Genomic DNA, 12,776 nt, shown 5'->3' on the forward strand with positions numbered 1-12,776 from the left:
CGTACACACGGGCGGCCGCGAAATGATAGGGTGCGCCCCATGCAGCTCGCGGTGATTGGTACGGGTTACGTCGGCCTCGTAGCCGGCGCCGGGTTCGCAGATTTCGGCAACGACGTCGCATGCGTCGACGTCGACGAGGGCAAGATCGCGCGCCTCCTGCGCGGCGAGGTGCCCATCTACGAGCCCGGCCTCGACGTGCTCATCGCGAAGAACACGAAGGCCGGGCGCCTGTCGTTCTCGACGGACGTGGCCGGCGCGATCCGCAACGCCGAGGTCGTGTTCATCGCCGTCGGCACGCCCTCCGCGCCCGACGGATCCGCCGACCTCTCGGCTGTCTACGCCGTGGCCGAGACCATCGGCAAGAACATGAACGGCTTCAAGGTCGTCGCCACGAAGAGCACGGTGCCCGTCGGCACAGCCGATCAAGTCGAGGCCATCATCGCCCGCCACACGACGCACCCCTTCGGCGTCGCGTCGAACCCCGAGTTCCTCAAGGAAGGCGACGCGATCAACGACTTCATGAAGCCCGATCGCGTGGTCATCGGCTCGAACAACACCCGCGCACTCGACGTGCTCCGAAGCCTCTACGATCCCTTCGTGCGCACGAGCGACCGCATCCACGCGATGGGCGCTCGCTCGGCAGAGCTCACGAAGTACGCATCGAACGCGCTGCTCGCGACGCGCATCTCGTTCATGAACGACCTCGCCCTCCTCGCAGAGAAGCTCGGCGCAGACATCGATCGCGTGCGCAAAGCCGTGGGCGCCGACCCGCGCATCGGCCCAAAGTTCCTCTTCCCAGGCCCGGGCTTCGGCGGCTCATGCTTCCCGAAGGACATCTCCGCGCTGATCCACACGGGTCGCGCCATGGGCCACGACCTCGAAGTCGTGCGCGCCGTCGAGGAAGTGAACAAGCGGCAGAAGCACGTGCTCGGCTCGAAGGTGAAGCACCACTTCGACGGCTCCCTCGCAGGCCGCGTCGTGGGCGTCTGGGGCCTCGCCTTCAAGCCGCAAACCGACGACATCCGCGAGTCCCCCGCACTCACCTTGATCGAGGACCTGCTCGCCGCAGGCGCCACAGTGCGCGCGCACGATCCGCAAGCCATCGAGAACGTCCGCCCCCTCTTCGACGATCGCGTGACCTACGTCGAGACGATGTACGCCGCCGCCGAAGGCGCCGACGCACTCGCACTCGTCACCGAGTGGCACGAGTACCGAAGGCCCGATTTCCACCGCATCAAGAAGCTCATGCGCACGCCGTCCCTCTTCGACGGTCGCAACATCTGGGACCCGGAAGACCTGCGCTCGCTCGGCTTCTTCTACACCGGCATCGGCCGCGGCTAGCAGCGGAGGCGCCGCGCCGGGGCTCTGCCCCGAACCCCGCGGGGGCTGTTCGCCCCTCGACCCGAACCAGGGCCAGCCCTGGACCTTTGATGGAAGAACTGCGCTCCGCGCAGTTCTTCCACAGGCCGGTGGCAAGACCACGCAGGGCGTTGCCGAGAGAAGCGTCAACGCGGCTGTCTTGGTTGTCGGGGTCGTCGCTGGTCTTGACCCGGCTGTTCGATGAACTGCGCATCGCGCAGTTCATCGACCCCGAGTCCAGCGCTTGCGCTGGTCCGGGTCCAGGGGCGGACAGCCCCGGTGGGGCCTGGGGCAAAGCCCCAGCGCAACGCCTACTTGCCGCCGCCGAAGCTTGGGCCGCCGATGAAGACGCCGCCGCCTCCGCCGCCGCTGCCGCAGTCGCTGAAGACGATGAGCAGGACGAACAGGATGACGACGCCGATGATGATCATCGTGCCGCATCCGCTCGATGCGCAGCCGCTGCCGCCTTCGCCGGAGGCGAGCATCGAGCCTGCGGGGGGTTTGATGCCGAAGGCTGCGCCGATGTCGCCGGAGGAGAGACGCTCGCAGAACGAGTAGTTCACCTCTTTTGCCGTCTGCTCGACGCTGACTTTGCCGCCTGAGCCTTCGTACTCCGTTGCCTGGACGGCCTCGCCGACCTCGACCTTCCAGTAGAACTCGCCGACCACGTACTCGGTCTCGGCGCGGACGCTCTGCTTCCAGTTGTAGTGCTGGCTGCGGAACATCGCGGCGCCGCCGGAGACGGAGACCTCGCCGGGCGGGATGGGCGTGACGAGCCACCACGCGCCGTCCTCCTCCATCAGCCACAGGTACCCGACGCGCGGCCCTGCGTAGAGCAGGTACTCGCGCCATCGGTAGCGCTCGCCTTCGACGGTGCAGCCGCGGATCGTGAAGCCGATGCAGATGACGCGGTTGCCGCGCAGGTTGCCCTCGGCGCCGAGCGGGATGAACGGCTCGATCGGCGGCTTTGGCGCAGGGCCGAGCGCTCGCAGCGCGCCCTGTTGCAGATCGCTCGCCATGCCGCAGTACCGGCAGACGATTCGCTCGGTTTGTCCTGGGGTGACGAGCGGCAGGTTGCCGCCGCAGTTCGGGCACGCGACGCTCGTGACCTCGGCCTTTGCGGCTTCGACGGGCGCGCCCGAGTCGAGCACCATCACCGAGGGATCGATCTGCCGGCCGAGGTAGAGCTTCGGCGGGATGTTGCGGCCGTCGCCGTAGTCGATCGTGCCGAATGCGCCGTTGGGCGCGGCGATGTCTGCGTAGCCCGTGGGCACGCCGGGCGCGGCGACATGCGGCATCTCGCCTTCGCCCGAGACCACGCGGCGCTGCCCGACCTCGGCGACGGTCCAGACGCCGTAGCTGCCGAGGTTGATTTGCTGGCCTGCGCGGAGCGCGTGGATCGGCGGCAGCTCCGGCGGGAGCGGGACCTCGCTCGTCGAGTACCAGCGGCCTTGCGCGCTCGCGACCCAGCACCACTTCCCGCTCGTCGGGAACGTGATGAAAAACTCCTGCCACGGGGCGCCGGGTGCGCTCGCGCGATCGAGCTGCACGCGACCGTCGACCATGAACGGCTCGCCGCCGCTCCAGCGGCCTGTTCCGCCGAGCTGCAGGGGCGACGGGATGTCGACGAGGTCCGCCATCCGGCCGACGGCGACGAGGTTCCGGTCCGTGCGTGCAACGACGAAGTTGCAGTGCTTGCAGACCTGCGCGGCGGCCCCGGCGAAGCGGAACGTGATGGGCGCCCCGCACGACGGACACGCCGCCTGGCGGTCGAACGGGCTAGTCACGCGTCGGATGGTAGCCCATTTTCGTCGCGGGCGTGCTCCCTCGTCGGACCCCTTCCGACGTGGGCGTCTCGGATCGTGCTCACCGGCGACGCCGACCCGGTGCTAGGAAGGCGCGGCATGTCGCAGCCGTTGCGCCGCTGGGTCCACCCTGCGCTCCTCGCCATGGTGGCCGTGATCGCGACCTCCGGGCTCGTCTACGAGCTCGTGACGGGCACCCTGGCGAGCTACGTGCTCGGCGACTCGGTCACCCAGTTCAGCCTGGTGATCGGCCTCTACCTGTTCGCGATGGGCATCGGCTCGTACCTGTCGAAGTTCCTCGAGGATCGCCTCCTCGAGCGCTTCGTCGAGATCGAGCTTTGCCTCGCCCTCGCGGGAGGCCTGTCCGCGCCGCTGCTCTTCAAGGTCTACACGGCGGCCGCGGCGTTTCGCTTCGCGCTCTACGGCGTCGTGGTCCTCATCGGCACGCTCGTGGGCCTGGAGATCCCGCTGCTCATCCGGCTGCTTCAGTTCTCGGTCGACCTGAAGGAGCTCGTCGCGCGGGTCCTCACGCTCGACTACGTGGGCGCGCTGATCGCGAGCTTGCTCTTCCCGTCGCTGCTCCTGCCGAAGCTCGGCGTGCACCAGACGAGCCTCTTCTTCGGCCTCTTGAACGCGGCCGTGGCGATGCTCGCGACGTTCCTCTTCCCGCTCGATCGCGCCGTCACGATCCGCCTGCGCGCGCAGTGCTTGCTCATCTTCGGCGTGCTCGCCGCGGCGTTCGGGTTCGTCAGTCGGTTCGTCGATCGCGCCGAGACCGTCTACTTCGGCGCGCCCATCATCTACACGGCGCAGTCGCCCTACCAGCGCGTGGTGATCACGCGCTCGCCGCGCACGACGCGCCTCTTCCTCAACGGCAACCTCCAGTTCTCCTCCGACGACGAGCAGCGCTACCACGAGGTCCTCGTCCACCCCGCCGTCGCCGCGCTCGGCCATGATCCCAAGAGCGTGCTCGTGCTCGGCGGCGGCGACGGCCTCGCGGCGCGCGAGCTGCTCCGCTATCCGTCGATCGAGCGCATCGTGCTCGTCGACCTCGACGCCGCGGTCACGGACGCGTTCCGCACGCTCCCCGTCGCGCTGGAGCTGAACGGCGGGTCCCTCAACGATCCACGCGTCACCGTGCGCAACGAGGACGCGTACAAGTTCCTCGAGGACTCGCACGACTCGTTCGACCTCGCGATCGTCGACTTCCCCGATCCCTCGAACTACGCCGTCGGCAAGCTCTACACCGACGCGTTCTACCACCTGCTGCGCGAGCGCCTCTCCTTCCGCGGCGTCGCCGTCGTGCAGGCGACCTCGCCGCAGTACGCGCGCGAGTCGTTCTGGACCATCGTGCAGACGCTCGAGGGCGCGGGCTGGAAGACGGCGCCGCTCCACGTGTACGTGCCGAGCTTCGGCGACTGGGGTTTTGTGTTGGCGGGCGGCGAGCACCTCACCGCACCGGGAGCCTTGCGCATCGAGCCGACCAAGCTCCGCTGGCTCGAATCCTCGGGGCTGCCCGAGCTCTTCCGCTTCCCGCGCGACACCGGCCGCGTCGAGGCGCCCGTGAACCGGCTGAACGATCAGAAGCTCGTCGCGATCTACGCGCGCGAGTGGGGCGTGTTCACGCGCTGATGGACCGGCGAGCCTTCCTCACGACGGTCGCGGCTGGCTGGGTGGTCGACGCGGTCCTGCCGCGACGAGAGGCGCTCGCGGGTCGCATCATCGGCGCCTCGCACGGCGTGGGTCACCTCGTGCGGGACGGCGGCGTGCCCGAGCCGAGCGGGCCGCCGGATCATGCCGACGTCGTCATCGTCGGCGCGGGCATCGCGGGCCTCTCCGCCGCGTGGAGGCTCGCGCCTGCGGGACTCGACGTGCATGTGCTCGAGCTCGAACCCTTCCCCGGCGGCACGAGCACGTGGAGCGAGGACGGCGCTGCGCCGCACCCGTGGGGCGCGCACTACCTCGCCGCGCCGAACCCCGAGGCGCGCGCCGCGCTTCGCCTGCTCGAAGAGATGGGCGTGGTGAAGGGCTGGGACGCGGCGGGACGCCCGCGCTTCGATCCACGCGTGCTCTGCCACGCGCCGCAAGAGCGCATCTTCTATCGCGGCGCGTGGCACCCGGGGCTCGTGCCGCAGGACGAGCTCGACGCGCGCGATCGCGCCGAGATGGAGCGCTTCTCCCGCTTCGAAGACGAGCTCACCGAGCGCGTCGGCGCCGATGGAAAGCCCGTCTTCCAGATCCCGCTCGCGCTCTCGTCGCGGGATCCGGACACGCTCGCGCTCGATCGGATCAGCATGCGCGCGTGGCTCGATCGCGAGGGATACAGCTCGCCGTTCTTGCGCTGGTACGTGCGGTACGCGTGCCTCGACGACTTCGGCGCCGAGCCTGAAGACGTCTCGGCCTGGGCCGCGCTGCACTACTTCGCGGGGCGCAAGCTGAAGACACCCGAGCTCGACGGCAGCCACTTCCTCGTGTGGCCTGAGGGCAACGGGCGGCTCGTCAAAGCGCTCTTCGAACGCTCACGCGCGGCGGTCTCGCTCGGCGCGCTCGTGACGGGCGTTCGCACGATCGAAGGCGGGCGCGTCGAGGTGCGCTGGCTCGACCTGCGGGATCGCACGCCGCGGCGCACGCATGCGCGCGCCGTCGTCGTCGCGGCGCCCGCGTTCGTCACGAGTCGACTCTTTCCGCCTGCCGCGGCGCGCTTGCCCGTGCGCACGAGCTCGCCGTGGGTCGTCGCGAACATGCACGTCGAACGCCCGATCGATCCCGACATGGCGTGGGACTCCGTCCTCTACGACGCCGCGGGCCTCGGCTACGTCGACGCGCGTCATCAGTTCACCGAGCTCTCGTCGCGCACCGTGCTCACGTACTACCGCGCGTATGGAGGCCCCGACGTCGTGGGCGCGCGAAAAAGCCTCGTCGTCGCGCCGTGGGAGCAGATCGCCAGCGACGTGCTGCGTGATCTCGCGCCTGCGCATCCGGAGCTCCGCGAGCAGATCTCACGCATGGACGTGTGCGTGTGGGGTCACGCGATGCCGCGCCCGCGCCCTGGTTTTCTCGGCGAACGGCCCTTCGAACCGCTCGTCCTGCTCGAGGAGCGCGTGGCCTGGGCGCACGCGGATCAGCCTGGAATGGCGCTCTTCGAGGAGTCGCAGGCGTCCGGTGTACGAGCGGCCGAGGCGGTCGCGCCTGCGCTCGGGATCGAGCTCGGCCCCACCTGGTTGTAAAATCCAGGAAATTCGTAGCCACGAGCACAGAACCGACAGCCAGTTGGCGCAAATTCGGGGTTCTGGTGGGCTTGCTGTCTTTTCGGGGGTGGGGAGGGGGTCGGTTTGCGGGGGAAAGGTGACGGGATCTGCTCACCGACCTTGCACGGCCCCCCCCCACCGCGTCTACTGTTCGGCCATGCGAACCCGGTTCGCCGGGATGACCGATGTCGGCCTGATGCGGGAGCACAACGAGGACAACCTCCTCGTGATGCCCGAGTACCATGTCGTCGCCGTTGCCGACGGGATGGGCGGGCATCGCTCCGGCGATGTGGCGAGCCGGCTGGCCGTCTCCACCCTCTCGGATTTTTTCTCGGTTACCGTCGGTCGCGACGGTACCTGGCCATTTCCTGCCGATCCGAACCTGACGGAGGAGGAGAACTACGTCGTCACGGGCCTGCGGCTGGCCAACCGTCGCATCTTCGATCGTTCGCTCAAGACCATGGCGGACTTCGGGATGGGTACGACGATCGTGACGGCGATGTTCGACAAGAACGCGACGCGCGTGACCGTGGGTCACGTCGGCGACAGCCGTTGTTACCGCATCCGTGGCGAGAAGATCACGCAGCTCACGCGTGACCACTCGCTCGTCAGCGACGCCTTGCACATGGCGCCGTGGATGACGGAGGAGGAGATCAAGCGGCTTCCGCCGAACGTGATCACCCGCGCGCTCGGCATCCGCGAGGATGTGCTCGTCGATCTCCTCACCGAGGAGACGGCCGCGGGGGACATCTACTTGCTCTGCTCCGACGGCCTCTCGGGTCTCGTGAAGGACCCGGAGATCTGCGACATCGTCACGAAGGCCCCGTCGCTCGACGAGGCGTGCCGTGTGCTCATCGAGCGCGCGAACTTCCACGGCGGACTCGACAACATCACGGTCGTGCTCGCGCGCGTGGAACCTGATCAGACGCCCTGACCTTTGCAAAGGCCGCATCGCGGCCTTTGCACCAGAGGTCCAGGGCTTGCCCTGGTTCGGGTCCAGGGGCGAAGAGCCCCTGGTCGGGGGCTGGGGTGAAACCCCAGCGCTGCCCTACAGCAAAAACTGATCGCCGATCTTCATCACTTCGAGGCTCACGCCTTCGAGTGCGGCGCACTCGCGCTCCACCTCGGCCTGGAACACCGGCTTGATGTGGTAGAGCAGCGTCGGCAGATCCTGCGGACGGCGTAGCTTCTTCAGGTCGGCGCGTAGCGTCTGCGGCGTGTGATGACCGCTCACGGTGGCGAGCCGCTGCTCCCGGTTCGGGAAGCTCACCTCCATCAAGAGCGCGCGCAGGTTCGGCTGCTCGTCGAGCACCTCCCACAGCCGATCCGTGGGCCCCGTGTCGCCGCTGTAGGCGATGGCGCCGCCCGGCGTCTCGATCACGAACGCGGCCGACTCGATCGTGTGGCTCACCATGATCGCGCGCACGTTGCAGCCTGCGAGCGGCGCCGGGTTCTCCGGCGTGAGCTCGAGGTAGCGGATCGTCGGGTTGTCCGGCGTCGGGATCGTCGCGAAGTCGGGCCAGAGCTCGTTGTTGAAGAAGTGCTGCCGCAGGATGCGGATCGTCTCGCGCGTGCCCGCGACGATGAGCGGAGGCGCGCCCATCTGGCAGCGGTTGTCCGCGAGCGTCGCGAGGTCGCGGATGTGGTCGAGGTGCGCGTGGCTGACGAGGCACCCTTCGAGCTTGAGTTGCCCCTCGACTTCGAGGCCGCTCGTGAGGGATCCCGCGTCGATCGCCAGACGCTCGTCGAGGATGAAGGCGCTCGTGCGGTGCTTCGGGGTCTCGCCGCCGTGGCATCCGATGACGCGGAGATCCACGTCGCTCAGCCTTCCCCGCCGAACTTTTGCGGCATCTCGAGGAACTCGACGAAGTCCTGGAGCCTGCCGACGTCGGCGACGACGATGCCCCCCGGGACCTCGCTGGCGAGGCGCAGCCTGCGCAGCCGCAGCATCACGTCGGACGCCGCGACGCTGTCCACGCCGACGTCGCGCGCGAGATCTTCCGCGCGCGTACGGATCAGGATCCCCTCGGCCGTCTTCTCGCCGAAGGCCTCCGCGCTCCGCGCCAGCGCGAGCATGATGCGCGCCTTCGGATCGCGGTGCATCAGCACCTCGATCAGCGCGTCGGCCGAGTCGAGCCGCTTCGCGAGCTTCTTGATGAGGCGCATCGCGATCTCGGAGTTGCCCGCGACCATCTTCTCGAGCGTCCTCGCCTCGACGAGCAGGCAACGCGTCGTCTCGACGACCGTCGCCGTCGCGCTCCGCGGCTTGCCGTTCAGGATCGCGAGCTCGCCGAGGAACTCGCCTGGACCGAGCACCGCGATCACGCGCTCCTCGCCCGCGATCATCTTCGTGATGCGGACGGAGCCGGACTGGATCACGTACATCACATCGCCGGGATCGCCCTCGCGACACAGTATGTCCCCGGCCGAGAACTCGCGGCCAAACCGGGCGAAGAGCGGGTCCGACATCGTGGGGGGAGTTTACCGCCATACGGCAGGTCGGGTCAAAAACCGGTGGCTCGGCGGCCGTGGTCTTCGAAAAACGAAAGCCCCGGACGTCGGAGACGCCCGAGGCTCTCGTGATGGCGTGTGGGCTCGCGGGGCGATCAGCCCATGTCGAAATCGCCCATGCCGCCCATGCCGCCCATGCCGCCCATGCCGCCCATGCCGCCCATGCCGCCCATGCCGCCCATGCCGCCGCCGCCGGCCGGGGCCGCAGCTTCCTTCTTGGGCTTGTCGGCGACGAGCGCCTCGGTGGTGAGCATCAGGGCCGCCACGCTGGAGGCGTTGGCGAGCGCGTGGTGCACGACCTTGGCGGGGTCGATGACGCCTGCGGCGAAGAGGTCCTCGTAGGTGTCGGTCGCGGCGTTGTAGCCGAACGAGCCTTGCCCCGTGCGGACCTTCTCGACGACGACGCTGCCGTCGATGCCGGCGTTCGTCGCGATCTGCCGGATCGGCGCCTCGGCGGCCTTGCGCACGATGCGCACGCCGGCGTCGCGCTCGTCGCCGAACTTGAGGGTGTCGAGCACCAACGAGGCGCGGAGCAGCGCGACGCCGCCGCCGACGACGATGCCCTCCTCGACGGCCGCGCGCGTGGCGTGCAGCGCGTCCTCGACGCGGGCCTTCTTCTCCTTCATCTCGACCTCGGTCGCGGCGCCGACGCGCACGACGGCCACGCCGCCGGCGAGCTTCGCGAGGCGCTCCTGGAGCTTCTCGCGATCGTAGTCGCTCGACGTGTCGGCGATCTGCTTGCGGATCGACTCGATGCGGGCCTTGATCGCGGCCTTGTCGCCGGCGCCGTCGACGATGACGGTGTTGTCCTTGTCGATCTCGACGCGGCGGGCCGTGCCGAGGTCCTTCAGCGTGGCGGTGTCGAGCTTCTGCCCGAGGTCCTCCATGAACGCCGTCGCGCCCGTCAGGGTCGCGATGTCCTTCAGCATCTCCTTGCGGCGATCGCCGAAGCCGGGGGCCTTCACGGCGGCGACCTTGAGCGTGCCGCGCAGCTTGTTCACGACGAGCGTCGCGAGCGCCTCGCCCTCGATGTCCTCGGCGATGATGAGGATCTCGCGGCCGTGCTTCACGACCTGCTCGAGCACGGGGAGGAGATCGGCCATCGCCGAGATCTTCTTCTCGTTCACGAGGATGAGCGGGTTCGTGAGGACCGTCTTCATCTTCTCGGCGTCGGTCACGAAGTACGGCGAGAGGTAGCCGCGATCGAACTGCATGCCCTCGACCGCGTCGAGCTCGGTCGTCATGCGCTTGTTCTCTTCGACCGTGATCACGCCTTCCTTGCCGACCTTCTCCATCGCCTCGGCGAGGATGTTGCCGATCTCCTTGTCGCCGTTGGCGCTGATGGTGGCGACCTGCGCGATCTGGCCCTTGTCCTTGGTCGGGACGGACTGCTTCTTGAGCTGCTCGAGGATCGCTGCGACGGAGGCGTCGATGCCACGCTTCAGGTCCATCGGGTTGTGGCCGGCTTCGACGAGCCGCAGGCCCTCGTTGTAGATGGCCTGGGCGAGCACGGTCGCGGTGGTCGTGCCGTCGCCGGCCTTGTCGCTCGTCTTCGAGGCGACCTCGCGGACCATCTGGGCGCCCATGTTCTCGAGCTTCGAGTGGAGCTCGACTTCCTTGGCGACGGTCACGCCGTCCTTCGTGACGACGGGCGAGCCCCAGCTCTTCTCGATCACGACGTTCCGGCCCTTGGGCCCGAGCGTCACCTTCACGGCCTCGGCGAGCGTGTTGACGCCCCGGAGGATCGCGGCGCGCGCGCTACGGCTGAAAACGATCTGCTTGGCGGACATGGATCTTCTTCCCTTTGGGGTTGGTGAGGTGAGGGCGGACGGGCGAGCGACTAGCTCGCGGACCCTTCGCCGCCGGTGATCGCGAGCAGGTCGTCCTCGCGCAGGAGCACGAAGTCCTCGCCGTCGATCTTCACCTCGTTGCCGGCGTACTTGCCGAAGAGGACGACGTCGCCGACCTTGATGTCGAGCGGCCGGAGCTTGCCGTCGCGGAGGAGCTTGCCGTTGCCCACGGCCACCACGCGCCCCTCGATGGGCTTCTCCTTGGCCGAATCCGGGATGATGATCCCACCCTTCGTCTGGGTCTCGCTCGCGAGACGCTTGACCACGATGCGGTCGTGCAGCGGCCTGATCTTCATGATGGCTTCCTCTGTCGTCTGTTTGCTGGCACCGGCGGGCCGACTCCCCCCGGCCGTGGCTGTTGGCCACGAAGGGCGTCGAGCACCAACGCCGCTGGCACTCGGCTATGCCGGTGGCTAAAACCGGCCCGGAAAATAGATCCCCACTCTCTACCGTCAAGCCCGCCCTGGTTCGGCTGGTCGTTTTTCCGGAGGGTTGCGTACGTCCGGGAGAACACCACGAACGCCCCCGTTCGTCGTGCGACGGGGACGGCCGGAGGACGAGCCGGACCAAAGTGGACGGAATTCCCGAGCGATCTCAAGCTGTTCCGAACATACGACAAGAAGTTCTTGACAGGGACGACGGCTCGGCTAATTTGCGCGGCCCGTGGACGACGGAGCGACTGCTCCGGTGCTTCCTCGGTCCCTTGGCCCGCAAGGCTTGGGGAGGCCACGATCCTTGGGGGATCGTCTAATGGCAGGACGACGGTTTCTGGCACCGTCTATCAAGGTTCGAATCCTTGTCCCCCAGCTCGAAGTCGGCTAAGAAGTGTCGCCGACGGATTTGAAAACTGGTCCCATCGTCTAGCGGTTAGGACGCCGGCCTCTCACGTCGGTAACGCGGGTTCAATTCCCGCTGGGATCGCCAAGCAAAACAGAAAAGCGAAAAACGGCACCTTCGGGTGCCGTTTTCGTTTTGTCTCTTCGCAGCCGCCGGCCCGGCGCGACGCCTCCATCTCCGAGGCCACGGCGCTTGCGCGCGTCGTCCTCGTTTGAGAGAGAGGACACATGAAGGCGCTCCAGTGCACAGAGAACGGCGTCGTCCTCGCCGACGTCCCCGATCCCGCGCCCGCGCCGGGCGAGGTCATCGTCAAGGTCCTGTCGGCAGGCATTTGCAATACCGACCAGGAGCTCGCCCGCGGATACATGGGCTTTCGCGGCGTGCTCGGGCACGAGGTCATCGGCCTCTACGCGGGCAAGCGGGTCGCGATGGAGATCAATTGCGCCTGCGGGCGCTGCGCGACCTGCCGCGCGGGCGGGCGCAACCATTGCCCCACGCGCACCGTGCTCGGGATCCTCGGCCGCGACGGCGGAATCGCCGAATTCGTCCGGATCCCCGAGGAGAACCTCCATGTCCTGCCCGACACGATCCCCGACGAGAGCGCGGCCTTCATCGAGCCACTCGCCGCCGCGCTGCATGCCTTCGACGAGGCCGCCCCCCGCCCCGGCGATCGCGTTTGCCTGCTCGGCGACGGCAAGCTCGGCCTGCTCACGGGGCTCGCGCTCGCCGCGCGGCGCGGGGATCTCGGCCGCGCCGTCGCCGTCGGCCGGCACCGGGACAAACTCGCGTTCCTCGAAGCCGCCGGGCTCGACGTCGCGCTCGAATCGGACTTTTCCGAATCGGGATTCAATATCGTCGTGGAGGCCACGGGCCAGCCTTCGGGGCTCGCCCGCGCGCTCGCCATCGTGAAGCCGCGCGGCACGATCGTCCTCAAGAGCACGTACGCGGGCGTCGCGAACGTCGACCTCGCGCCGGCCGTCATCAACGAGAACCGGATCATCGGCTCGCGCTGCGGCGATTTTCAGCGCGCCATCGACGTGCTCGGCCGCGGCACGGTCGACCCGCGTCCGCTCCTTGCGGCGCGATATCCGCTCGCGGACGCCGCGCGCGCGTTCGCGCACGCCGCCGAGCCGGGCGTCTTGAAGGTCCTCGTCGTGCCGTCCTGA

General features: G+C 68.4%; 10 protein-coding genes and 2 tRNA genes. 7 read left to right on the forward strand and 5 right to left on the reverse strand.

Translation table 11 applies throughout. The features are described 5' to 3' along the window. Positions 1-39 precede the first annotated feature (39 nt). The gene (locus QHF85_RS40155; protein ID WP_281332722.1) at positions 40-1,341 is read left to right on the forward strand and encodes a UDP-glucose/GDP-mannose dehydrogenase family protein; all 1,302 of its coding nucleotides are present in this window, start codon (positions 40-42) and stop codon (positions 1,339-1,341) included. Between the two features lie 329 nt (positions 1,342-1,670). Here the strand turns inward: QHF85_RS40155 and QHF85_RS40160 are convergent, their stop codons facing one another. Further along, entirely contained in the window at positions 1,671-3,146 is a 1,476-nt protein-coding gene (locus QHF85_RS40160; RefSeq protein WP_281332723.1) for a DUF4178 domain-containing protein, read from the reverse strand. 117 nt (positions 3,147-3,263) lie between these two features. On the opposite strand from QHF85_RS40160, the gene QHF85_RS40165 reads away from it, so the two are divergent. The 3 genes from QHF85_RS40165 (at position 3,264) to QHF85_RS40175 (ending at position 7,346) form a co-directional block, all read left to right on the forward strand. Then, positions 3,264-4,796, forward strand: a complete 1,533-nt coding sequence (locus tag QHF85_RS40165) for a polyamine aminopropyltransferase (RefSeq protein WP_281332724.1) — start codon at positions 3,264-3,266, stop codon at positions 4,794-4,796. After that, entirely contained in the window at positions 4,796-6,391 is a 1,596-nt protein-coding gene (locus QHF85_RS40170) for an FAD-dependent oxidoreductase (RefSeq protein ID WP_281332725.1), read from the forward strand. Before QHF85_RS40165 ends, QHF85_RS40170 begins: the two co-directional genes overlap by 1 nt. Positions 6,392-6,569: 178 nt before the next feature. Then, positions 6,570-7,346 carry a PP2C family serine/threonine-protein phosphatase gene (locus QHF85_RS40175; protein ID WP_281332726.1) on the forward strand — a complete coding sequence of 259 codons (777 nt, stop codon included), beginning with the start codon at positions 6,570-6,572 and terminating at the stop codon, positions 7,344-7,346. Between the two features lie 114 nt (positions 7,347-7,460). On the opposite strand, the gene QHF85_RS40180 is transcribed toward QHF85_RS40175, so the two are convergent. The 4 genes from QHF85_RS40180 to groES all read right to left on the reverse strand — a co-directional run bounded on the left by QHF85_RS40180 (position 7,461) and on the right by groES (position 11,069). Continuing rightward, on the reverse strand, positions 7,461-8,228 hold the full coding sequence (locus QHF85_RS40180; RefSeq protein ID WP_281332727.1) for a 3',5'-cyclic-nucleotide phosphodiesterase: 768 nt from the start codon (positions 8,226-8,228) through the stop codon (positions 7,461-7,463). 5 nt (positions 8,229-8,233) lie between these two features. Further along, entirely contained in the window at positions 8,234-8,881 is a 648-nt protein-coding gene (locus QHF85_RS40185) for a Crp/Fnr family transcriptional regulator (protein WP_281332728.1), read from the reverse strand. Positions 8,882-9,018: 137 nt separating this feature from the next. Continuing rightward, on the reverse strand, positions 9,019-10,713 hold the full coding sequence (gene groL, locus QHF85_RS40190) for a chaperonin GroEL (protein WP_281332729.1): 1,695 nt from the start codon (positions 10,711-10,713) through the stop codon (positions 9,019-9,021). A gap of 50 nt (positions 10,714-10,763) precedes the next feature. After that, the gene (groES, locus tag QHF85_RS40195; RefSeq protein WP_281332730.1) at positions 10,764-11,069 is read right to left on the reverse strand and encodes a co-chaperone GroES; all 306 of its coding nucleotides are present in this window, start codon (positions 11,067-11,069) and stop codon (positions 10,764-10,766) included. Positions 11,070-11,509: 440 nt separating this feature from the next. Here groES and QHF85_RS40200 point away from each other — a divergent pair. The 3 genes from QHF85_RS40200 to QHF85_RS40210 all read left to right on the forward strand — a co-directional run bounded on the left by QHF85_RS40200 (position 11,510) and on the right by QHF85_RS40210 (position 12,776). Further along, positions 11,510-11,580: transfer RNA gene (locus QHF85_RS40200), tRNA-Gln, on the forward strand. Between the two features lie 42 nt (positions 11,581-11,622). Continuing rightward, a tRNA-Glu gene (locus tag QHF85_RS40205) sits at positions 11,623-11,697 on the forward strand. A 140-nt stretch (positions 11,698-11,837) separates the two neighbouring features. Continuing rightward, entirely contained in the window at positions 11,838-12,776 is a 939-nt protein-coding gene (locus QHF85_RS40210; RefSeq protein WP_281332731.1) for an alcohol dehydrogenase catalytic domain-containing protein, read from the forward strand.

It is taken from the genome of Polyangium sp. 6x1 (genome assembly GCF_029946515.1).
Lineage (GTDB): Bacteria > Myxococcota_A > Polyangia > Polyangiales > Polyangiaceae > Polyangium.